This window comes from Pseudomonas sp. FeS53a (genome assembly GCF_000931385.1).
Taxonomy (GTDB): Bacteria; Pseudomonadota; Gammaproteobacteria; order Pseudomonadales; family Pseudomonadaceae; genus Metapseudomonas; species Metapseudomonas otitidis.
The window spans coordinates 38,417-60,314 of record NZ_JYFT01000068.1 but is presented as its reverse complement, the minus strand read 5'-3'; the positions used below and the strand labels follow the sequence as shown (position 1 = coordinate 60,314).

Sequence of the window (21,898 nt, the reverse complement as noted above, 5' to 3'; positions counted from 1 at the left end):
CCACCGCACGGCCCCACCCCGTAGCCCGGGCTGAAGCCCGGGCTACGGGGTGGGGCCGTGCGGTGGGGTGGGCGGTCAGAGGCCGGGGAAGATGGCGTCGGCATCGATGCGGCCGCTGAGGTAGGGGGTGAAGCCGATGAAGAGGATGCACAGCGCCAGCAGGTCGCGCATGCCCAGTTCGCCCAGCACGCTGCCGGGTTTGCCGCCGTGGCGCACGCCGGGGTAGTCGCAGGTGAAGCCGTAGAGCAGCTTCAGCGCGTCGCGTACCTTGCGGTGGGGCCAGTGGGCAACCTCGTCGCAGATGCTCGACAGGGCGTATTCCTTTACGTAGGGCATGTCGCGGCCGAGGGCTTCCAGCAGGTTCATCTGCTTCTGCAGGCAGGTTTTGATGCGGCCCTGGCTGGGGCGGTCGTGGAGGTCGCGGAAGGCTTCGTCGAAGTCCCGCAGCAGGGTGTGCAGGGCGTCGTGGCTGGCGCAGCTGTGGCGCAGTTGCTGCAGCAGTTGGGCGAAAGCGCCCGGCAGGGTGGGGTAGAGCCGGCAAGGGCGGCGCAGCTCGTAGTGCAGGTTGTAGGTGTGGATCAGGGCATCCAGGCGGTTGAAGTAGAGGTTGGCCAGGGCCTCCCCGCCCAGCTCCGCCAGCACCTCCGGCAGGCCCTGGAGAAAGCCCAGCAGCGCGGCCTCGCCCTGCAGGTGCTCGGCCCGTACCCGCTGGAAGGCCCGGCGCGCGGCCGGCGGGTCGTCGATGATGGCCACCAGGGCCGGCAGCTGGGGCGGCGCCTTCAACGCCGGGGCCAGGGCGCGGTACAGCTCGCAGTGCAGATCCCCCGGCGCCTGGCGCGCCAGCGGCCCCCACAGCTCGCGCCCGGTCCGGGACCAGATCGCCAGCAGGGAGCCGCGCATGGGTCAGAGCTCCCCGCGGAAGGCGCGGTGTTGGAGGGAGGAGAATAGCGATTCAGATGCTACCAAGTGCCTTGTTTGGGCCTGCCTCAGCTCCTCAATAGCTTTTAGCCGGCGCGTAAATTCACGCTGAATCTCTATAGATACATCAGGGACTCTAAACTTCTTTATTTGCTCAAAATTGAGGCCTGGCTTGGTCTGTCCATACTGGCTCTTTTCGATTTGCCGCTGCCCACCAGCAGGCAAACTCAAATAATAGGAAAGAAAATCTGAGTCAATCCTACATGCGTCCCCACGCAATATGGCAACGTGCTGACTCACATATGCACCATCAAATTTTTTAGAAACGGGAGATACACGACCAATCTTCGACCCTGTGATAGTCAGCAGCACATCACCCTGACGAACAATAGTCCGCCTTGCCTCTGCATTATCGGGCGCTGCCACATAAATAGGTTCTGCATCGCTTATGTGGTTCATTTGAACGTCATAGGAACGAATAAATCTTGCGCCTTGTTCGCTGTAGTATTTCGCCCAACCACGCCCACCACTCGTAATAAACTCAAGAGCTTCACCAAGCTCAAAGAAAGGGCACTCATCCGCACCAAACATCTCAATAAAAACCGCCTGAGCCAGCGCATCGAGCTGGTCAAGGGCTTTGCGGCGCTTGGCGCGCAGGGCGTCGGCTTTGTCCAGGATGGTGGCGATGCGCTTTTGCTCACCCAACGGTGGAAAAACAACCTCAACTTTCTGAACCAAATCAATATTCAGATTCTTAACTATTGCGCCTGCTGCCCTGCGGGAGAACTCTTGATAGACGAGATCAGAGCCTAACAAATGGTAAAAAAACTCTTCATCGACGCCAGCGTTCTTCTTCTTCAAAACCAGCCAACCATCATGTATGCAGCCTGAAGTCCGCATAATATATGGACGACCAAAGCTCATTGAGTTCGTTAATAGAAAATCCCCCGAATGCACCATTCTTGATTTGGAGACGCCTTCTTTACGTATTTTCTTTCGCGTTGAGCTTATATATTTGCCGCCACTGGATGCATCACCAATCATCACCCAATTAACGCCATCGGGCTCTTCTGTAATAAAAGCATCAATGGGGCGAGGCGAACCACCTCGCGCAATATCAAAAATTTCCCCAAGCGAAACTACTGGCCAACTCATCCCAACATCCCCCGCAACTCTCCCATCCCCGCTCGAATCTCTTCTTCCAGCTTCTCCAGCTCGTCGAGGATTTCCTGCGGGCAGCGGTGGTCCACGGCTTCGTGCTCCACCTCCTTGTAGCGGTTGAAGGTGAGGTCGTAGCCGTTGGCGGCGATCTCCTCACGGGGGACGCAGAAGCTCTGGGCGGTGCGGGGGCGCTCGCGTTCGCGGGTGGTGCGCTGGCGCCAGCGGGCGAGGACGTCGGGCAGGTTGTTCTTGCCGTGTTCGTCCTCGCGCAGGGGCGTGTGCGGGCGGACGCCGAGCTTGTCTTCGTCCAGAAGATCACTGCGCTTGTCGTCCAGACTCTTGCCGTCGGCCTGCACCTCGTAGAACCACACCTGGTCGGTGCCGCCGGAATTGGTCTTGGTGAAGAAGAGGATGGAGGTGGCGACGCCGGCATAGGGCTTGAACACGCCGCTGGGCAGCTTCACCACGCCGTCGAGCTTGTGCTCGTCGACGATGAGGCGGCGCAGCTCCTTGTGGGCGGTGGTGGAGCCGAACATGACGCCGTCGGGGACGATGACGGCGGCGCGGCCGCCGGGCTTGAGCAGGCGCAGGAACAGGGCGAGGAAGAGCAGCTCGGTCTTCTTGGTCTTGACGATGCGTTGCAGGTCCTTGGCGGTGGCTTCGTAGTCGAGGCTGCCGGCAAAGGGCGGGTTGGCGAGGATAAGGCTGTAGCGGTCGGCCTCCCCGGCGGCGCTTTCGGCGAGGGAGTCGCGGTAGCGGATGTCGGGGTTCTCCACGCCGTGCAGGAGCATGTTCATGCTGCCGATGCGCAGCATGGTGGTGTCGAAGTCGAAGCCGTGGAACAGGTTGTGGTGGAAGTGCTGGCGCAGGGCGTCGTCCATCAGCGCCTTGGGGTGCTCGCGGCGCAGGTATTCGCCGGCGGAGACGAGGAAGCCGCAGGTGCCGGAGGCGGGGTCGCAGATGAGGTCGGTGGGCTGCGGTTCGGTCATTTCCACCATCAGGTCGATGATGTGGCGCGGGGTGCGGAACTGGCCGTTCTGCCCGGCGCTGGCGATCTTGCCGAGCATGTATTCGTAGAGGTCGCCCTTGGTGTCGCGGGCTTCCATGGGGATGTCGTCGAGCATGTCCACCACCTTGGCCAGCAGGGCGGGCGTGGGGATGGTGAAGCGGGCGTCGCGCATGTGGTGGCTGTAGGTGGAGTCGTCGCTGCCGAGGGTCTTGAGGAAGGGGAAGACGTGCTCGCTGACGATCTCGAACATCTCCCGCGGCTCTTTGCCCTTGAACACGGACCAGCGGTAGTCGTTGTACTGGCAGCCGCGCGGGTCGAGGCCTTCGGGGAAGATGCGGTGCTCCATGGCGCGCTTGAGGCGGTTGGCCTTGTTCTCTTCGAGGGTGTGCAGCTCGTCGAGGCGGCGCAGGAACAGCAGGTAGGTGAGCTGTTCCATCACTTCCATGGGGTTGGAGATGCCACCGGACCAGAAGGCGTTCCAGATGGCGTCGACTTTGCTCTTGAGTTCCCCGGTGATCATGGTCGTCCTGCTTGCTTGGGCGGTTGGGCTTGGGTGCCAAAGCGGCGGACGGTAATGGCCGCAAACGCGCTTGGCAACCGGAAGTTGGCGGGGGAAGCGGCTGAAGGCCAGGCGGTACAACCGCCGTGGCGCGGAGCGACGATTCCACCGGTTCCAGCTCGCGCGCAACGGCCAGCGCGCCCCGCCCAGCGGCGCTCCCGGCAAACGCATACCAGGCCGCGATGGGCCACCGGTTCGTAGGATGCGCTGAGGCACGAAGCGCATCATGCCGGGGTCAGGCACTTGCACGGCGTCATCCACAACGCATCGAGGGTGTGCATCGCATAGGGCGGATGGCGCTTTTTCCATCCACCCATGGCCTTCGGCACGGCCACGAATGGTGGATCGGTGAAGCGCGATCCACCCATGGTGCTCGCCGGTAATCGTGTGCCAGGGCGCGATGGGCTTCGCACAGCTCAGCCCATCCTACGGGAGTCACCGGCTCTACAGGTTCGCTTCGTAGGATGCGCTGAGGCACGAAGCGCATCACGCCGGGGCTTCAGGCGCTTGCACGGTCTCACCCACAACGCATCGAGGCTGGCCACCGCGTAGGGCGGATGGCGCTCTTTCCATCCACCCATGGTGTTCGGCATGGCCACGAATGGTGGATCGGTGAAGCGTGATCCACCCACGGCGCTCGGCGGCAATCGCGTGCCAGGAGGCGGTTCGGGAGCTAGCCGCCCAGCAGGTGGCTCATGGCGGCCTTGAGCTTCATGGGGCGGACGGGTTTGTGCATGAGGGTGTGGCCAAGTTCGCGCAGGTGCTGGCGCAGTTCGTGGCTGTAGTTGGCGGTGATCATCAGCGCCGGGAGGGCGTGGTCGCGGTGGGCGTTGATGTGGGCGACGGCGTCGACGCCGTTGTGGTCGTTGTCCAGGTGGTAGTCGGCGATCAGCAGGTCGGCGTCGGCCTGGTAGTCGTCCACCTGGCGGGCCAGGTCCTGTTCGGAGAGGGCGGTGACCACGCGGCAGCCCCAGCCTTCCAGCAGGGTGCGCATGCCGGCGCAGATGGCGGCGTCGTTGTCCAGCACCCAGACCCGCGCGCCCTGCAGCCGTTCCAGGGGCGCCACCGGCAGTTCCACCTCGGGTCGGGCACGGGGGGCGCGGCGGGCCAGGGGCACTTCCAGGGCGAAGCAGGAGCCACGCCCCGGCTGGGAGCTGACGCGGATGCGGTGGCCGAGCATGCCGGCGATCTTCTCGACGATGGCCAGGCCCAGGCCGAGCCCACGGTCCTGCTGCGGGCGCTGGGAGTCGCCGCGCTTGAACTCCTGGAAGATCTCCTTGAGCTTGTCCGCCGGGATGCCGATGCCGCTGTCCCAGACCTCGATGGACAGGCTGCGGCGACGCCGCCGGCAGCCCAGCAGCACGCGGCCGCTGGGGGTGTAGCGGATGGCGTTGCTGAGCAGGTTGCGCAGGATGCGGGCGAGCAGTTGCACGTCGCTCCGCACCAGCGCCGAGCAGGGCACGTAGTGCAGCGCCAGCCCTTCGCTGGCGGCCTGCTGGCGGAACTCGGTGGCGAGGTTGTCCAGCAGTTCGCCGAGGGCGAAGGGTGCCACTTCGGGGCGGATCACCCCGGCGTCCAGCTTGGAGATGTCCACCAGGGTGCCGAGCAGGTTCTCCACGTCATCCAGCGAGTTGCTGATGTTGCGCACCAGGGTGTCGCCCCGGGCGGGTTCGCGCAGCTCCTGCAGGGCGCTGGTGAACAGCCGGGCGGCGTTCAGCGGTTGCAGCAGGTCGTGGCTGACGGCGGCGAGGAACTTGGTCTTGGACAGGTTGGCCTGCTCGGCTTCGCGCTTGGCCTCGCGCAGGCGCTGTTCGGCCTGGCGCCGCTCGCCCACTTCGCGCAGCAGCTGTTCGTTGAGCTGGGTGAGTTCGGCGGTGCGCTCGCGCACCCGCTGCTCGAGGTTCTGGTAGGCCAGGTGCAGGGCTTCGGCGGTGCGGCGGCGTTCGGTGATGTCGCGGATCAGCACGAAGATGCCCACCACTTCGCCGCCCGGCAGGCGGTTGGGCACGTAGGAGCGCAGCATGTAGCGCTCCTGCCCGGCGAGGTTGACCTCGGCCACTTCGAAGGTGACGTTCTCGCCGGACAGGGCGCGCTCGACGTAGGGCTCCAGGCGCTCCCAGTGGGTTTCGCTGTGGACGTCGCGCAGGCGCTGGCCGAGCAGCCCGCCCCGGGGCCAGCGGTACCACTCTTCGTAGACCTTGTTGGTGAATTCGTAGACCAGGTCGGCATTGAGGTAGGCGATCAGCGCGGGCACCTGGTCGGTGATCAGGCGGATCCAGCGCTCGCTCTCGGCCAGGGTCTCGGCGTGGCGGTAGCGCTCGGTGATGTCGGTGAAGGTGTTGACGAAGCCGCCGGTGGGCAACGGGTGGGTGCGCACCTCCAGCATCCGGCCATCGAACAGGCGCTGCTCCATCTGCCGCTGGGGGCGCCCTTCGGCGTCGCGGCTGGCGGGGGTGAGCAGCGCCAGCTCGCTGTCGGCCATGACCTCGGCGAAGGGCCGGTGGGCTTGGATCGGTGCCAGGCCGCAGAGTTCGAGGAAGCGGTGGTTCCACAGCTCCAGGGTGCCTTCGGCGCTGACCATGGCCATGCCCTGGGACAGGTTGTCCACGGCACGCTGCAGCAGGCGCGACTTCTGCGCCAGGGCCTGCTCGCGGCGCATGGTTTCGCTGACCTTCAGTTCGGTGATGTCGGTGTAGAGGATCACCAGCCCGCCTTCGCGGGTGGGCCGTTCGCTGACCTGCACCCAGCGCCCGTCGTGCAGGCGGTAGAGGCTGTGCTCGTTGTCGCTGCTGCGCTGTTCTTCGACGATCAGCCCGGTGCTCTGGGCCAGGCGTCGGATCTCGTCCAGGCGGGTGCCGCTGATGATGCGGGCGCGGCTGCGGGCCCAGAAGGATTTGAAGCGGCTGTTGAACAGGACGATGCGCTGCTGGGCGTCGAACAGGACGAAGGCGTCGGAGATGCTCTCGATGGCGTCCACCAGGTGCTGGTGGGCGGTCTCGGCTCGCAGCCGGGCATCGCTGAGCAGGCGGTTGCTGGCCTTGAGTTCGGACATGGCCTGGTTCAGGGCGTCAGTGCGTTCGCGCACCTGTTCGGCCAGCACCACGGAGTGCTCGAAGGCGGCGTAGGCCCCTTCGCGGCGGGCTCCGCCGGATTCCACCCGTTCGATCAGGGCGGCATTGATGCGCCGCAGCTTGGCGTTCTCCCGCTCCAGCTCGGCGAGCCGGGCGCCCTGTTCAGCGTCCGCCATGGCGGCTGCGGCGGCCGATGGCGACGCCGGTGAAGGTCTGGTTGACGTGCATGCCGTTGTACTGCTCGCCGTAGGTGTTGAAGCCGATCACCCGCTGGCGCCGCAGGTAGTCGCCGATCTCGGCGTCGCGGCCGTTGCATTCGGCCTCCAGGCGCCGCAGGAAGCAGTCGCAGCCGATGGTCAGCAGTGGCGGGCCGAGGCGCGCTTCCAGGCGCCGGAACAGGGCCTGGAGGTTGGGCAGCAACGGGCCCGGGCGCATGCCGGTGAGGACGATGCCGGTCTCGACGGCGCAGTAGAAGCTGAGGCTGAGGTCGTCGTGGACCTGCTGGATGGAGCGCACGTAGTACTGGTCGTTGACCCGCACGGCGAGGGGGTGGGCGGCGAACAGCGGGTGGTCGAGGGCGGAGACGGGTACGCCGACCCACTGGGCGTAGGCCAGGGCGGCGGGCTCGGCGTCCAGCTCGTAGACGCGGCGGCTGTGGCTGTCGGCCTGGGTAACCACCAGTTTCTGGCCATTGGGCTCGATGTGGTGGGTGCTGAAGACTTCGAAGTCCAGCGCGGTGTTGACCAGCAGCACCACGGCGGCGCCGGTGTGGAACTGGCCGCCGTGGTAGACGTGGGTGTGGGTGAGGTGGTTGTCGTCACCGGCCGATCCGCCGAAGTGGGGGATGCTGCCGAAGGCGGCGCTGAGGGCGGCGAGCACCACTTCTTCGCGGCTGGAGAGGCCGTCGAGCAGGGTCAGGGCGAAGCTGTGGTCCTTGATCGGGGCGAGGTCGTGGCCCCGGCAATCCCCCACCAGGCGCTCCACCAGTTGCTGGGCGTCGATCAGGCTGAAGCGCTCCATCTCGTCCACCAGGGCGCTGGCGATGGAGAAGCTGCGGTAGTCGAAGCCCACGGCGCTGACGCAGCCCCGGCCGTAGCCCTGGGGGGTAATTTCGCCGGCGCTGGTGCAGCCCACCAGTTCGATGCCGCCGAAGTACTGGGCCAGGGCGTCGCCCAGGGCCTGGAGGTCGTACTCGGCGGAGCAGAAGAACAGCACGAAGCCCAGGTGCGGGTGCACCAGCTGGCGTGCCAGGTCCTGGGCGACGACCTCCGCGTCGGCGGCGGCGGACATGGCGGTGACCACGCCTTCGGCCTGTAGCTCTTGCATGACGCGCCTCGCGTGTCGAACAGCAGTTGGCGCGATTCTACGGAGCCCCCGAGGCCGGCCCCATCCTTCTTGGGTAGCGGGCGGGCTCGTTCGAAGGGAGGAGGCGCCGGGGCGCATGGGGTTGTGGGGTTGTGGGGTGGATGGCGTGCTTTCCATCCATCAAGGCGCCCGGCATGACGCCGCAGGTGGATCGCCTGCCGGGACGCGATGGGCTTCGCACAGCTCAGCCCATCCTACGGGTGCCACCGGTTCGTAGGATGTGCTGAGGCCACGAAGCGCATCACGCCGGGGCTCGGGGTGGATCGCGTTCCGTCCATCCGCCCAGGCGCTCGGCCTGACGCCTCAGGTGGATCGCCGGGAGTCGCCTGCCGGGACGCGATGGGCTTCGCACAGCTCAGCCCATCCTACGGGTGCTACCGGTTCGTAGGATGTGCTGAGGCCACGAAGCGCATCACGCCGGGGCATGGGGTGGATGGCGTTCTTTTCATCCGCCAAGGCGCTCGGCCTGACGCCGCAGGTGCTTCGCCGGGAATCGCCTGCCGGGACGCGATGGGCTTCGCACAGCTCAGCCCATCCTACGGGTGCTACCGGTTCGTAGGATGTGCTGAGGCCACGAAGCGCATCACGCCGAGGCTCGACTTCCATCCGCCAACGGCTCCCGGGCTGAAGCCCGGGCTACGTGCCACGGTGCCATGAAAAAAGGCGGGAGGCCGAGGCCGTCCCGCCAATCCAAGGGAGCAACGAGGGGTGGGGCTTACCAGTTGAGCACCACGCCCAGGGCGAGGGTGTCGGTGTCTTCGTTCTGGGTGCTGCCGGCGTGGCCGTCGATCTCGAACTGGTTGTATTCGGCGACCAGCTTGAGGTTGTCGTTGACGTCGTGGAACAGGGCGACGCCGCGGGTCTGGTAGTCGGCGCCGGCATTGACCGCGCCGTTGCCGTCGTCCTTGGTCTTGCCGTAGGACAGCGCCAGGCGGTTCTTGCCGAAGCGGTAGGAGCCCTGCAGCAGGTAGCCGTCGCTGTCCACTTCACGCAGGGTCGCCTCGCCGGCGTTGTTGGTGAAGAAGGGGTTGATGCCCTTGGCCTGGAAGCCGGAGGCGACCACGGAGAAGGCGCCCATCTTGGCCTGCACGCCGTAGCCCAGGCCCTTGGAGGTGACGCTGTCCACGGCCGGGTCGGTGTTGTCGGAGGTCTGGTAGCCGCCGTTGAGCCAGGAGTAGATCTGCGCGCCGCCCAGTTCGAATTCGTAGGTGAGTTCGGACTCGAAGCGCGGGTTCTCCTGGTAGGCCTTGCCGGTGGCGCTGCTGTCGTTGGTGTCCACCGGGTCCATGATGCCGACCGCCAGGCGCAGGCCGTCGGACTTGGGGGTGCGGTAGGTGATCTGCGAGGTGGGGAAGGGATAGGGGTAGCCGCTGCCGATGTTGCCGAAGGAGACGCCGCCGCCATCCACCAGGCCGAGGGTGTCGCTGACCTGGCCGTACCCGGCGAGCAGTTCGTCGAGAAGGATGTTGGAGCGGGCGAACAGGCCGAAGTCCTTGCCTACCAGCACTTCGCCCCAGTCGCTGGCGACGGTGCCGTAGAACTGGCGCACGTCGATGGCGGTGTCGGTGCCGTTGGTCTCGCTGTCGTTGATGGTCACCCAGAAGGAGGCGCGGCCACCGAGCGTGAGGTCATCCACCTGCTTGCCCATGTTGAAACCGATCCAGTTGGGCAGGAACCCCATCTTCACGCGGGACTGCCGGCGGTCGTAGCGTTCGCCTTCGCGGTCGACGTCGCTGTTGACGTAGAAGGCGTTGACGTAGCCGTCGGTGGCGAAGGTGGTGCCGTCCTTGTCGTAGAGGACGATCTCGGCCTTGGCCTGCTCCATGGCGACCAGGGCCAGGCCGGTGGTGAGGGCGAGGGGGAGGAATCCGATGACGGCGTTCTTGTTGTTGTGCATGGCGCTCTCCGCGGTGTGGGACGACCCGTCCGGGCCGTGTCGGAGGCGATTATCGAAACGCCGGAACCCCCGCCATATGCGGCCTTGGCGCTGTTGTGCCGGTTCCTTGGCGGGGCGCGGGCGGGCCTGGCGGAAGGTCGCGGGACGGGCCCGGGGCGGAGGTCGCGGACGGCGGACGACCAAGGGCCCGCCCCCTTGGACAGGGGGCGGGTCGCTGCGGAAGGAGTAGGACGGAGGGAGGGGTCAGCGCCAGGGCAGGCCGGGCGACGGGGCGTTGGCCAGCAGGTGCCAGCCGCCCTCCCCGGCCGCCAGCCGCGCCAGGGCGCGGTGCAGGTCGTCGGGGCCGAGGGTGGCGAGGGCCAGGGCGAGTTGCAGGTGCCAGTCCGCCGGCCGGGCGCCGAGGTGCAGGGGGCTGGCGTTGCCGGGCAGGTCCTCGGCCGCTTGCCGCCATGCCTGCAGGAGCGCCTCGCGCAGGGGCTCGGCCTGTGCCAGCAAGGGTGGCGCCTGGTCGAGGAAGGCCTGGACCTGCACCAGCACTTCGGGCACCGGCGTGTCGGCGGCCTGCACGGCGAAGACCAGCCCGGCCTGGCCGGCCACGTGGCGCAGGCCGGCGAACACCGCGTAGCCGAGGTTCAGCTCGGTGCGCAGGCGCTGGTAGAAGGGCGATTCCAGGCTGCGACCCAGCCAGTGCCACAGAGCTTCGCTGCGGGCGCTGCGATCCGGCACCGGGCAGAACAGCACCAGCGCCGGTTCGCCATGGCCCGGCAGGTGATGCCAGTGGTGAGCGGGGGCCAGCGTCGGTGGCGCGAGGCTGTGGGGCATTGCCTCGCCGGGCAGGGCGTCGAGCAGGGCCTGCACGCTGGGCAGGTCGTCGTCGGCCAGGCCGAGGGCGATCACGTCCCAGCGGCTGGCGTCGAGGCTGCGGCGGATGCTGGCGGGGCTGACGACGGCCTGCGCCGGAGCGCCACCTCGCGGGGTGGCGAGCACTTCGGGCAGGCGCTGGAGTAACTGCCGGATCGGCAGCTCGGCAGCCAGCCGGTTGCGCCCGGCCTGTAGCAGCCGGGGCCCTTGTTCGCAGGCGGCCAACGGCGGTGCCAGCAGGGTGCGCAAGGCGGCGGCGAGCATGGCCGGGAGGTCACCGGAACGGCCTTTGACCTGCAGCTGCCAATCCAGCCCCTGCTCCAGCAGCAGCAGGKCGSCGMCCTGCTGCTGGGCCTGGCTGCGCAACCCGCGCAAGGCGCGCTGCAGCGCCGGGTAGTGGGCGGGGTCGCGGACGCCGGGGTTCAGCCGCCAGCGCAGGAGCAGTTGGGCGTGCCCGGGGTCCCCCGGCCAGCGCACCAGCGGAGGCGCCACGCGGGGCGCCTGGGGCGGCGCGACGAAGGTCTGGAAGGCCGGTGCGGGGCCGAAGCGCCAGCGCACCTCCGGGCGCAGGGGCGGCGCCAGGGGCGCGGGCTCCAGCGCCAGTTCGAAACCGGCCGACAGGCAGCGGGCCGACACCGGGCGCGCCTCGCCCAGCAGGCGCACGAGGCGGGCCGGCTGCAGCTGGGCCAGCAGGGCCGCCAGGGCACTGGCGGGCAAGGTGCCGTGGCGCTGTGCCTGGTCGCGGATGAAGTCCAGGGGCGCCTGCCGGGGCGCGGCAGGCCGCTCGTGCAGGAGGCGCGCCCAGGGCTCCCGCTCGCGCAGGGCGGCGAGCCAGGCGAGCAGGCCGCCTTCGATGCGGGCGCGGGTGTCGGCACTGGCATCCGCCAGGGCCAGCTCCAGCACCAGCAGGGCCTGGCCCTGGTGGTGGTAGGTCAGGTGCAGGTCGAGGCCGTCGCACAGGCCCTGTTCGCACAGCCAGCCCTGGAAGCTGCCGGGGCTTTCGTCCCGCAGCAGTTCGCCGAGCAGGGCCACGGCGTCGGGCAGCGTCTCGGGCTGGCGCTCCAGGGCGAAGGCCAGCCACTGGCGCGGAGCGCCGGGCAGTTGCAGGCGCAGGCTGTGGCAGGCCAACGGCAACAGGGACGGCGCTGCCCGGTGTGGCAGCGCCTGGCCCGGCGGGCAGCCGGCGAAGGCCTCCCGGACGAGCGCCTGCACCTGCTCCGCCGGCTGCGGCGCGACCACCCACAGCTGGCGCTCGCCGGCCTCGGCGAACCGGCCAAGGGCGGCCTGGAAGGCGGGCGCGTCGATGGCCAGGCTGTCGCGGTGGCCGGCATGGAAGTCGGCCAGGGGGTGACCCGGCGCCAGCGCGGCGGCCAGGGCGGATTGGGCTTGGGTCCAGGGGTCGCGCCCCCGGTTGAGGTATTCGATCTGCAGGATTTCCCGCTCGCGGCGCTGCAGGTCGAGGCTGGGCAGTGGCGCCTGGATCAGGTCGGCGAGCCGCTCCAGGCCGGCCTGGAGGCGGTCGGCGGGCAGCTCGAAGAAGAAGTCGGTGTGGTGGGCCTGGGTGCTGGCGTTGAGGCGGCCACCACAGGCCTGGACGAAGGGCATCAGCCGCTCGCCCTGGGTGAAGCGCTGGCCGCCGAGAAAGCGCAGGTGCTCGAGGAAGTGCGCCAGGCCCGGCCACTCGCGGGGCGCGTCATGGCTGCCGGCTTGGACCCGAAGCAGCACGGCGGCGAGGGAGCCCGGCTGCTGCCAGGTGCGCAGGGGGAGCGGGCTGGAGGGGGCGGGCAACTCGGACATGGGCAGCACCGTCGACAAATGCGCACAGCATCCTCAACCCATGCGCACAGGGCAATGCTTCTTTGGACGTCAGCGGTGCCTTGACGCTCCGGCCTGGCCTGCCGAGAATCCGCGCGCCTCCCGGTGCGGCCGTTCCATCCAGCCGAGCCGCCGTGCTTCCCCGCGCGGCGCCGGCCTCAGGTCTTCCAGTCCCGATGTCCGCACCCGCGCGCCCTGCGCCCCCCTTCGACCCGACCCGGTGCCCGGCTGCCTTGCCTCGGGCGCGCGGTCACCCCTACCCACAAGGAAAACGACATGACCCTGATCCGCCTGTCCAAGGCCGCCATGGTGCTGGCCATGGCTTTCTTCGCCACCTTGGTCGCCTTCGGCAACATCACCGACTACGGCACCAACTTCGCCTTCGTGCGCCACGTGTTCCTGATGGACACGCTGTTCCCCGACAACCAGATCATGTACCGCTCCATCACCACGCCCTGGCTGCACCACGCGGGCTACATCTTCATCATCGCGCTGGAAAGCCTGACCGCCCTGCTCTGCTGGATCGGCGGCGTGCGCCTGCTGCGGGCGATCAAGGCGCCGGCCGAGACGTTCCGCGCGGCCAAGGGCTGGGCAGTGGCCGGCCTGACCCTGGGCTTCCTGACCTGGCAGGTGGGCTTCATGTCGGTAGGCGGGGAATGGTTCGGGATGTGGATGTCGAAGCAGTGGAACGGCGTGCCGGATGCCTTCCGCTTCTTCATCACGCTGCTGGTGGTGCTGATCTACCTCAGCCTGCCGGAGGACGGTGCGGCCCGGGAGGCCTGACGGCACCGGATTTCAGGGGGAGCCACCCGGCTCCCTTCCGAGCGGACCGGCGATGCCGGTCCGCCCTACCGACCAAGCCAGGCATCCAGCTGGCCCTGGCGCTCCAGGGCCGCCAGGTCATCGAAGCCGCCCACATGCCGCGTGCCGATGAACACCTGGGGCACGCTGCGGCGACCGCCGCTGCGTTCAAGCATTTCTGCGAAGCGTTGCGGATCGAGTTGCACATCCACTTCGGTGGCGGCCACGCCCTTGCGCTGCAGCAACGCCTTGGCGGCGACGCAGTACGGACAGGTGCGCGTGGTGTAGAGGATCACGTCGTTCATGGTGCTCTCCTGGCGCGGGCGGTCGCCCACCCGCGCGGGGTGGATCAGTGGGCCGGCGGGAAGTCCACGTCGGTGTGGGCGAGGTTGTTGAGGTAGTTGGTCAGGGTCATCAGCGCGACCTGGGCCACCACCTCGACCAGCGCGGCATCGGTGAGACCGGCGGCGCGCGCCTCGGCCAGCTGCGCGTCGGACAGGGCGCCGCGGTTCTCCACCAACTGGCGGGCGACTCGGACCAGGGCGTTGGCCTGGCCGCTGCGTGCAGCCTCGATCTCCTCGGCGGAAAAGCCGGCCAGGGCACTGAAGTGGCCATGGGCGGCCAGGCAGTACTCGCAGCCGTTGACGGCGGACACGGCGAGGGCGATCTGCTCCCGCTCACGCGGCCCCAGGCTGCCCCGGGACAGGGTCTGGGACAACTGCAGGTAGCCCGAGAGCACGGACGGCGAATGGGCGAGGGTCTGGAACAGGTTGGGCACGAAACCGAGGCTCTTCTGCACGCCCTCCAGCTGCGGGCGGGCGGTGGGGGAAACGGCATCGGTGGCGACGGGGGCGATACGGGGCATGGCGGACTCTCCTATGGGGTGGGTATCCCTCGTGGATACGGTTTCCATGCTAGGGGCACGCCCTGAACCCGTGGACGCAGAAACTCGCGATCTTGCAACCGATCGTCCAGAATCCAGCCTTTAACGGGAGCCTGACCATGGATCGACTTTCCGCCCTGCTGGGGCACTTCGGTGTCCAGGCGGGGACCTTCTTCAGCGGGGCCTTCTGCGGCCTGGAGGCCTTCGGCCAGGACGGCCACAGCGGCCACGTGCACCTGTTGCAGGGCGGCCGCGTGGCGTTGCACATGGATGACGGCAGCCACTGGACGCTGGAGGAGCCCAGCCTGGTGTTCTTCCCCCGCCCCTATGCCCATCGCCTGGAGGCCAGCGAGCAGGACGGCACCCGGCTGGTGTGCGCGACCCTGGCCTTCGGCGGGGCGTCGGGCAACCCGCTGTCGGCCGCGCTGCCGGACTACCTGGTGCTGCCCCTGGAGGACCTGCCCCGGCTGGCCGGCAACCTGGACTGGCTGTTCGCCGAGGCGTTCGGCGAGGCCTGCGGGCGGCGCGCGGTGATGGACCGGTTGTTCGAGCTGCTGGTGATCCAGTTGCTGCGCCACCTGCTGGACCACGGCGGGCTCGCCACCGGCATGCTGGCGGGCCTGGCCGACCCGCGCCTGTCGAAAGCCCTGAACCTGATGCACGAGACTCCGGCACACCCGTGGACGGTGGCGGAGCTGGCCGCTGCGGCGGCCATGTCCCGCGCGGCCTTTGCCGCGCACTTTCGCACCGTCACCGGGCAGACGCCGGCCGACTACCTGGTGCAGTGGCGCGTGGGGCTGGCGCAGAAGCTGCTGCGGGAGGGTCGACCGATTCCGCATGTGGCGGATGCGGTGGGCTATGAAAGTCCGTCGGCGCTGGCGCGGGCCTTCCGCCGCAAGACGGGGACGAGTCCGCGGGAATGGGTGCTGGCGCAGGGGTGACGGGCGAGGACGCCGGGCGGCGTGGGGATGGTGTCCCAGAGTGGGTTCGAACCACCAACCTTCCCCTTAGGAGGGGGATGCTCTATCCAATTGAGCTACTGGGACATCGGAACGGGCGGCATGTTAGCGGCGCTCGGCGTTTTTGTCATGCCACTGCCACCGGCTAGGCTCAGACTTCCGGAAAAAAGGAGCGACACCATGCAACCGAGCCGCCTTGATCCCCTCCCCGACTCCCCCTTCATGACCCTTGAGCTGCGCGCCGCCAGCCCGGCCGATGCCCCGGCGCTGGCGCTGCTGCTGCACCAGCTGGGGCCGGACGAGCCGCAGCCGGACCCGACGCTGCTGGCGCTGCGCCTGGAGAACCTGCCGGCCGGGCGGGAGGTGCTGGTGGCGGAGCGGGAGGGCCAGTTGCTGGGCACCTGCACGGTGATCCTGGTGGAGCACCTGGCCCACAACTTCGCCCGCTCGGCCATCGTCGAGGACGTGGTGGTGGACGCCGAGGCCCGTGGCCTGGGGGTGGGCAAGGCGCTGATGGAGAAGGCGGCGGAACGCGGCCGGGCGCTGGGCTGCTACAAGCTGGTGCTCTCCAGCGGGCTGGGCCGCGAGGCAGCCCATGCCTTCTACGAGTCCCTGGGGTACCGGCGCCACGGGGTCAGTTTCTACCTGGACCTGTAGCGCCGGCATCGCGCGCTTCAGGTCCGCCCGAAGCGCTCTTCGGCCAGGCGGTCGGCCACCTCGGTGGTGGTGCGGCCCTCCTGGTCGGCGCGCTGGAAGATGGTCTTGAGGGTGGCGCCGATGCCTTCGATGTGGGCCTTGAGGGCGGCGGTGCTGCCGCCGCTGCGCTCGTAGTGCACGTCGATGATGCCGCCGGCGTTGATGGCGTAGTCCGGGGCGTAGAGGCAGCCGTTGCGGCGCAGTTCCTCGGCCAGTTGTGCGTCGGCCAGCTGGTTGTTGGCGGCGCCGGCGACCACGGGGGCGCGCAAAGCTTCGAGGGTCTGCAGGTTGAGGATGCCGCCCATGGCGCAGGGGGCGAAGACGTCCACGTCCAGGCCGTAGATCTCGTGCTGGCCGACGGCCTTGGCGCCCAGTTGCTCGACGGCGCGGCGCACGTTGGCCTCGACGATGTCGGTCACCCACAGTTCGGCCCCGGCGTCATGCAGCAGGCGGGCGAGGTGGAAGCCCACCTGGCCGACGCCCTGGATGGCGACGCGCAGGCCCTTGAGGTCATCCCGGCGCAGGCGGTGCTGCACGGCGACCTTGAGGCCGATGAACACGCCATAGGCGGTGGACGGCGAGGGGTCGCCGCTGCGGGTGCCGCCGTCGAAGGCTTCGCGGGTGTTGGCGCCGGCCACGTGGCGGGTACGCTCGGCCATGATCTGCATTTCCGTCGGGCCGGTGCCGGAGTCGGCGGCGGTGATGTAGCGCCCGCCAAGGCTGTCGACAAAGTCGCCCATGGCCTGGAAAAGCGCTTCGGTCTTGTCCTTGCGCGGGTCGCCGAAGATGACGGCCTTGCCGCCGCCCAGCGGCAGGTTGGCCAGGGCGGACTTGTAGGTCATGCCACGGGACAGCCGCAGCACGTCACGCAGGGCCTGCTCGTCGTCGGCGTAGGGGAACATGCGGCAGCCGCCGAGGGCGGGGCCGAGGTTGCGGTTGTGGATGGCGATGATGGCCTTGAGGCCGCTGGCCTTGTCGTGGCCGTAGACGACCTGCTCGTGGTGGTCGAACTCAACGTGGCTGAAGACGGACATGGGGGTTCCTCGATTCGGGTTGGGCGTGTTTCAAGTCGATGGGGCGCCCTCCCCCATGGACCGGGAGAGGGGCCTCTGATCGGGCGTCAGGCTGCCGGGTCGAACAGGTGCAAGACCTGCACGTCGCTGGCGGTGAGGCGCGCGCGCAGCTGCTGCTCCTGCTGGCGGACCTTGGCCAGGGCGCGTTCCTTCACCGGGCCGTAGCCGCGGATCTGCTCGGGCAGTTCGGCCAGGGCGACGGCGGCGGCGTAGTTGCCGGGGCGCAGCTCCTTGAGGATCAGTTCCACCTGGGCTTCGTACTCGTCGATCAGCTGGCGTTCGAGCTTGCGCTCGTGGCTGTAGCCGAAGGGATCGAGGGCGCTGCCACGCAGGAAGCGGAAGCGCGCGAGGACGTCGAAGGCCTTGAGCATCCAGGGGCCGAAGCGACGCTTGCGCGGCTCGCCAGTGGCCGGGTCGGGCTTGGCCAGCCAGGACGGGGCGAGGTGGAATTCGAGGCTGTAGGCGCCCTCGAACTGCGCCTCCAGCTGCTTGCGGAAGCTGGCGTCGCTGTAGAGCCGGGCCACTTCATATTCGTCCTTGTAGGCCAGCAGTTTGGCGTAGTAGCGGGCCACGGCGCGGGTCAGGGCCTTGTCTTCGCCGATGTCGGCCTGGCGCACGCGCTCCACCAGGGCGCGGTAGCGCTCGGCGTAGGCGGCGTCCTGGTAGGCGCGCAGGTGGTCGGCGCGGTACTGGACGATCTCTTCCAGGGTTTCGCAGCGCGGGGCTTCGATCTCGGCCGGGCGGGCGAGCTTCTCCACCGCCGGCAGGTCGTGGGCGGCGCGACGGCCCCAGAGGAAGGCCTGCTGGTTGAGGGTGACGGCGACGCCGTTGAGTTCGATGGCCTTGTCGATGGCGGCGGCGGAGATGGGCACCAGGCCCTTCTGGTAGGCGTAGCCGAGCATGAACAGGTTGGTGGCGATGCTGTCGCCCAGCAGGCGGGTGGCCAGGCGGGTGGCGTCGACGAAGTGGGTCTTGGCTTCGCCCACCGCCTCCACCAAGGCGTCACGCATGGCGGCGCCGGGCACCTGGGCGTCGGGGTTGCGGGTGAACTCGGCGGTGGCGGCCTCGTGGCTGTTGACCACGGCGGTGGCGATGCGGTCGTTGAGCTTGGCCAGGGCCTCTTCGCTGGCGGCCACCACCAGGTCGCAGCCCAGCAGCAGGTCGGTCTCGCCGGCGGCGATGCGCACGGCGTAGATGTCGTCCTGTTTGGCGGCGATGCGGATGTGGGTGATGACCGGGCCGAACTTCTGCGCGAGGCCGGCCTGGTCGAGCACGGTGCAGCCCTTGCCTTCGATGTGGGCGGCCATGCCCAGCAGTGCGCCGACGGTGGTGACGCCACTGCCGCCGACGCCGGGCAGGAGGATGTTCCAGGGCCGGGCGAGGCTCGGTTGGCGCGGCTCGGGCAGGGCGACGAAGAGCGCCTTGGCTCCGGCGGCCTCGGGCTTGCGCAGGCTGCCGCCGTGAACGGTGACGAAGCTGGGGCAGAAGCCTTCGACGCAGGAGAAGTCCTTGTTGCAGGCGTTCTGGTCGATCTGCCGCTTGCGGCCCAGTTCGGTTTCCAGGGGCAGCACGGAGAGGCAGTTGGACTTGACGCTGCAGTCACCGCAGCCCTCGCACACGGCGGGGTTGATGAAGGCGCGCTTGGCCGGGTCGGCGAGCTTGCCGCGCTTGCGGCGGCGGCGTTTCTCGGTGGCGCAGGTCTGGTCGTAGATGATCACCGAGACGCCCTTGAACTCGCGCAGTTCACGCTGCACGGCGTCCAGCTCGCGGCGGTGGTGGAAGGTGACGATGGGCGCGAAGGTGGCGCGGGTGGGGTACTTCTCGGGTTCGTCGGTGACCAGGGCGATGCGTTTGACGCCTTCGGCGAAGACCTGCTGGCTGAGCTGGTCGACCCGCAGTTCGCCGTCGATGGGCTGGCCGCCGGTCATGGCGACGGCGTCGTTGTAGAGGATCTTGTAGGTGATGTTGACGCCGGCGGCGACGGCGGCGCGCAGGGCCAGCTGGCCGGAGTGGAAGTAGGTGCCGTCACCCAGGTTCTGGAAGATGTGCGGGGTGTCGGTGAAGGGGGCCTGGCCGATCCAGGTGGCGCCCTCCCCGCCCATCTGGGTGAAGGTGTCGGTGTTGCGGTCCATCCACTGGGTCATGTAGTGGCAGCCGATGCCGCCCTGGGCGCGGCTGCCTTCGGGCAGCTTGGTGGAGGTGTTGTGCGGGCAGCCGGAGCAGAAGTGCGGGGTGCGCACGGTGGTGTGCTTGGGTGCGGCGAGGGCCTTCTCCTTGGCGGCGAGGAAGGCCAGGCGCGATTCGATCTGCTCGCTGGTGTAGATGGGGGCGAGGCGCTTGGCGATGACGCGGGCGATCATCGCCGGGGTCAGTTCGCTGAGGTTGGGCAGCAGGGAGTTGCCGTGCTCGTCGAATTCGCCGACGACGCGCGGGCGCTTGTCCACGGGCCAGTTGTAGAGCTGGCCGGTGAGCTGGTCCTCGATGATGCTGCGCTTCTCCTCGACCACGAGGATTTCGTCCAGGCCCTGGGCGAATTCGTGCACGGAGACCGGCTCCAGCGGCCAGCTCATGCCGACCTTGAGCACCCGCAGGCCGACCTGGGCGCAGAGCGCTTCGTCCATGCCGAGGTCGTTGAGGGCCTGGCGCACGTCGAGGTAGGACTTGCCGGTGGTGATGATGCCGAGGCGCGGGTTGGGCGAGTCGAGCTTGACCTGGTTGAGGTTGTTGGCCAGGGCGAAGGCGCGGGCGGCGTAGATTTTGTACATGTTCAGGCGCTTTTCCTGCGCCAGGGGCGGGTCGGGCCAGCGGATGTGCACGCCGTCCTCGGGCAGGACGAAGTCCTTGGGCACCTGGACCTGGACCCGCAGCGGGTCGACGTCCACCACGGCGGAGGAGTCGACGTTCTCGGCGATGGTCTTGAGGGCCACCCAGCAGCCGCTGTAGCGCGAGAGTTCCCAGCCGATGATCCCGTAGTCGAGGATCTCCTGGACGTTGGCGGGGTTGAGCACGGGGATGGAGGCGGCGATGAAGGCGTGCTCGCTCTGGTTGGCGATGCTGGAGGACTTGCAGCCGTGGTCGTCGCCGGCCAGTAGCAGGACGCCGCCGTGGGCGGAGACGCCGGCGGAGTTGCCGTGCTTGAAGACGTCGCCGCAGCGGTCCACGCCCGGGCCCTTGCCGTACCACATGGCGAACACGCCGTCGTAGCGGGCGCCGGGGAACAGGCTGGTCTGCTGGCTGCCCCAGACGGCGGTGGCAGCCAGTTCTTCGTTGACGCCGGGCTGGAAGTGGATGTGGTTGTCCTTGAGGAAGGACTTGGCTTCCCAGAGGCTCTTGTCGAGGTTGCCGAGCGGCGAGCCCCGGTAGCCGGAGATGAAGCAGGCGGTGTTGAGGCCGTGGGCCTTGTCCCGCTGCTTCTGCAGCATGGGCAGGCGGGTGAGGGCTTGGGTGCCGGTCAGGTAGAGGTGACCGGTTTCGAGGCGGTATTTGTCATCCAGGCGGATCTCGGCCAGTGACATGCGGGCGCTCCTTTTATTTTTATGGCGACCAGGATGGCCACGGTTGGGGCCATCGTCCCGTCCCTGGGCAGGATCGCTGCCCGGAACGCATGCCCAATAATCTGACCGAAGGGTTCTGCTTTTTTCTTTCTATTTTCGGGTGCCAAGGCCAGACTTGCGCATGATCCATCCAACAAGAACAAGATTACGGACTGATTCATGCACACCCTTCTCAGCCCCATCGATCGCAAGATCCTCCGCCTGTTGCAGCACAACGCCGACCTCTCCGCCGCCGAAGTGGCGGAACGGGTGGAGCTGTCCCAGTCGCCCTGCTGGCGACGCATCCACCGCCTGCAGGAGGAAGGGCTGATCGAGCGCAAGGTCGCCCTGCTCAATCCCCAGCGCCTGGGGTTTTCCATCACGGTGTTCGTCAACGTGAAGCTGTCGGCCCACGGCCGCAACAACCTGACGGAGTTCGAGGAAGCCATCGTCGGCTACCCGGAGGTGCTGGAGTGCTACACCATGGCCGGCGGCTCGGACTACCTGTTGAAGGTGGTGGCCAAGGACATCGCGGGCTATGAACGCTTCCTGCGGGACCATCTGCTGCAGCGCCCCCACGTGCAGGAAGCGCACTCGAACATCGCCATGAGCGAAGTGAAGCGGACCACCGAACTGCCCCTCGATTGAGCCGGCGACAGGCCCGTTCCAGAGCGCCTGCGCGGCACCGTGCAATTTGCAATACCAGGAATACCCCACCTTGCAAAGTGCACGGAACGGCCGTTTTGTTTTGTATTTAAGTATTTGATTTATATGGATTTTTTATAAAATCCAGCTTGGCACGACACCTGCTCTTATCCATGGCAAAAGGACCTATGGATGCAGGACCCTCCCATGAACAGCCTCTTCACCCTGTTCGTCGCCATCGCCGCCACCCTGCTCGTGGCTTCTGGTTTCGCTGCCCTGCACGGGCAGTACCAGCAGTACGCCACCCGCCAGGCGATCGCCGATATCCGCATCGCACCGATGGAGTTCGTGCACGCACGGCAACCCGCTACCAGCCAGCCTGCGGCCAAGGCTCTGCGCATGACCGAGCAGCAGGTGCCCGCGCCGGTCGAGCGCCTGTCGTTCTGAGGGCGGCGCGATGCAGCTCGACTACGCCCTCTGGAGCCTGGCGCTCCCGGTCTCGGTCCTGGTGCTGGCCGGTTCGGCCTGCCTGGCGTTCTGGGTGATCGACTGCGTCACCTCACCGGACCAGCAGGCCAAGCAACGACGTGCCGAGCGCCCCAATGGGGATGACTCGGAATATGACCCTTTCTTTTGAGTGCAAGGAGCCCGA

At 67.9% G+C, this 21,898-nt stretch carries 17 protein-coding genes and 1 tRNA gene; 6 read left to right on the top strand and 12 right to left on the bottom strand.

Going from position 1 to position 21,898, the window contains the following annotated elements:
• Positions 1-75: 75 nt before the first annotated feature.
• The 7 genes from SZ55_RS21960 to pqqF form a co-directional block, all read right to left on the bottom strand.
• Positions 76-900, bottom strand: a complete 825-nt coding sequence (locus tag SZ55_RS21960; protein WP_044411644.1) for a hypothetical protein — start codon at positions 898-900, stop codon at positions 76-78.
• Positions 901-903: 3 nt separating this feature from the next.
• Entirely contained in the window at positions 904-2,073 is a 1,170-nt protein-coding gene (locus SZ55_RS27675; RefSeq protein ID WP_082078314.1) for a restriction endonuclease subunit S, read from the bottom strand.
• Entirely contained in the window at positions 2,070-3,608 is a 1,539-nt protein-coding gene (locus SZ55_RS21950; RefSeq protein ID WP_044411638.1) for a type I restriction-modification system subunit M, read from the bottom strand. Before SZ55_RS21950 ends, SZ55_RS27675 begins: the two co-directional genes overlap by 4 nt.
• A gap of 712 nt (positions 3,609-4,320) precedes the next feature.
• Positions 4,321-6,894: a hybrid sensor histidine kinase/response regulator NahK/ErcS' gene (nahK, locus tag SZ55_RS21945; RefSeq protein WP_044411635.1), complete on the bottom strand. Its 2,574-nt coding sequence runs from the start codon at positions 6,892-6,894 to the stop codon at positions 4,321-4,323.
• The gene (gene nosP, locus SZ55_RS21940) at positions 6,881-8,044 is read right to left on the bottom strand and encodes a nitric oxide-sensing protein NosP (protein ID WP_044411632.1); all 1,164 of its coding nucleotides are present in this window, start codon (positions 8,042-8,044) and stop codon (positions 6,881-6,883) included. Before nosP ends, nahK begins: the two co-directional genes overlap by 14 nt.
• 754 nt (positions 8,045-8,798) lie before the next feature.
• Entirely contained in the window at positions 8,799-9,980 is a 1,182-nt protein-coding gene (locus SZ55_RS21935; protein WP_044411629.1) for a porin, read from the bottom strand.
• A 243-nt stretch (positions 9,981-10,223) separates the two neighbouring features.
• Positions 10,224-12,638, bottom strand: coding sequence for a pyrroloquinoline quinone biosynthesis protein PqqF (gene pqqF / locus SZ55_RS21930; RefSeq protein WP_044411626.1), 2,415 nt, complete (start codon positions 12,636-12,638; stop codon positions 10,224-10,226).
• Between the two features lie 294 nt (positions 12,639-12,932).
• Between pqqF and SZ55_RS21925 the strand changes: the two genes are divergently transcribed.
• On the top strand, positions 12,933-13,439 hold the full coding sequence (locus SZ55_RS21925) for a DUF2165 family protein (protein WP_044411624.1): 507 nt from the start codon (positions 12,933-12,935) through the stop codon (positions 13,437-13,439).
• 65 nt (positions 13,440-13,504) lie between these two features.
• On the opposite strand, the gene grxC is transcribed toward SZ55_RS21925, so the two are convergent.
• Both grxC and SZ55_RS21915 read right to left on the bottom strand, forming a co-directional pair.
• On the bottom strand, positions 13,505-13,762 hold the full coding sequence (gene grxC, locus SZ55_RS21920) for a glutaredoxin 3 (RefSeq protein ID WP_044411620.1): 258 nt from the start codon (positions 13,760-13,762) through the stop codon (positions 13,505-13,507).
• A 44-nt stretch (positions 13,763-13,806) separates the two neighbouring features.
• Positions 13,807-14,322 carry a carboxymuconolactone decarboxylase family protein gene (locus SZ55_RS21915; protein WP_044411618.1) on the bottom strand — a complete coding sequence of 172 codons (516 nt, stop codon included), beginning with the start codon at positions 14,320-14,322 and terminating at the stop codon, positions 13,807-13,809.
• 137 nt (positions 14,323-14,459) lie between these two features.
• Here SZ55_RS21915 and SZ55_RS21910 point away from each other — a divergent pair, with 137 nt between their 5' ends.
• The gene (locus tag SZ55_RS21910) at positions 14,460-15,281 is read left to right on the top strand and encodes an AraC family transcriptional regulator (protein ID WP_044411615.1); all 822 of its coding nucleotides are present in this window, start codon (positions 14,460-14,462) and stop codon (positions 15,279-15,281) included.
• A 28-nt stretch (positions 15,282-15,309) separates the two neighbouring features.
• On the opposite strand, the gene SZ55_RS21905 is transcribed toward SZ55_RS21910, so the two are convergent.
• A tRNA-Arg gene (locus SZ55_RS21905) sits at positions 15,310-15,386 on the bottom strand.
• A 93-nt stretch (positions 15,387-15,479) separates the two neighbouring features.
• Between SZ55_RS21905 and SZ55_RS21900 the strand changes: the two genes are divergently transcribed.
• Positions 15,480-15,956, top strand: coding sequence for a GNAT family N-acetyltransferase (locus tag SZ55_RS21900; RefSeq protein ID WP_044411612.1), 477 nt, complete (start codon positions 15,480-15,482; stop codon positions 15,954-15,956).
• A gap of 17 nt (positions 15,957-15,973) precedes the next feature.
• Here SZ55_RS21900 and SZ55_RS21895 read toward each other — a convergent pair whose 3' ends face one another.
• Both SZ55_RS21895 and SZ55_RS21890 read right to left on the bottom strand, forming a co-directional pair.
• The gene (locus tag SZ55_RS21895) at positions 15,974-17,029 is read right to left on the bottom strand and encodes a Leu/Phe/Val dehydrogenase (RefSeq protein WP_044411608.1); all 1,056 of its coding nucleotides are present in this window, start codon (positions 17,027-17,029) and stop codon (positions 15,974-15,976) included.
• Positions 17,030-17,115: 86 nt separating this feature from the next.
• Positions 17,116-20,583, bottom strand: coding sequence for an indolepyruvate ferredoxin oxidoreductase family protein (locus SZ55_RS21890; RefSeq protein WP_044411605.1), 3,468 nt, complete (start codon positions 20,581-20,583; stop codon positions 17,116-17,118).
• A gap of 198 nt (positions 20,584-20,781) precedes the next feature.
• On the opposite strand from SZ55_RS21890, the gene SZ55_RS21885 reads away from it, so the two are divergent.
• From SZ55_RS21885 to SZ55_RS21875, 3 genes are all read left to right on the top strand, one after another.
• Positions 20,782-21,249, top strand: coding sequence for an Lrp/AsnC family transcriptional regulator (locus SZ55_RS21885; RefSeq protein ID WP_044411602.1), 468 nt, complete (start codon positions 20,782-20,784; stop codon positions 21,247-21,249).
• A 204-nt stretch (positions 21,250-21,453) separates the two neighbouring features.
• Entirely contained in the window at positions 21,454-21,693 is a 240-nt protein-coding gene (locus SZ55_RS21880) for a hypothetical protein (protein WP_074971828.1), read from the top strand.
• Positions 21,694-21,703: 10 nt separating this feature from the next.
• Positions 21,704-21,883 carry a hypothetical protein gene (locus SZ55_RS21875; RefSeq protein WP_044411596.1) on the top strand — a complete coding sequence of 60 codons (180 nt, stop codon included), beginning with the start codon at positions 21,704-21,706 and terminating at the stop codon, positions 21,881-21,883.
• The last annotated feature ends 15 nt before the right edge of the window (positions 21,884-21,898 follow it).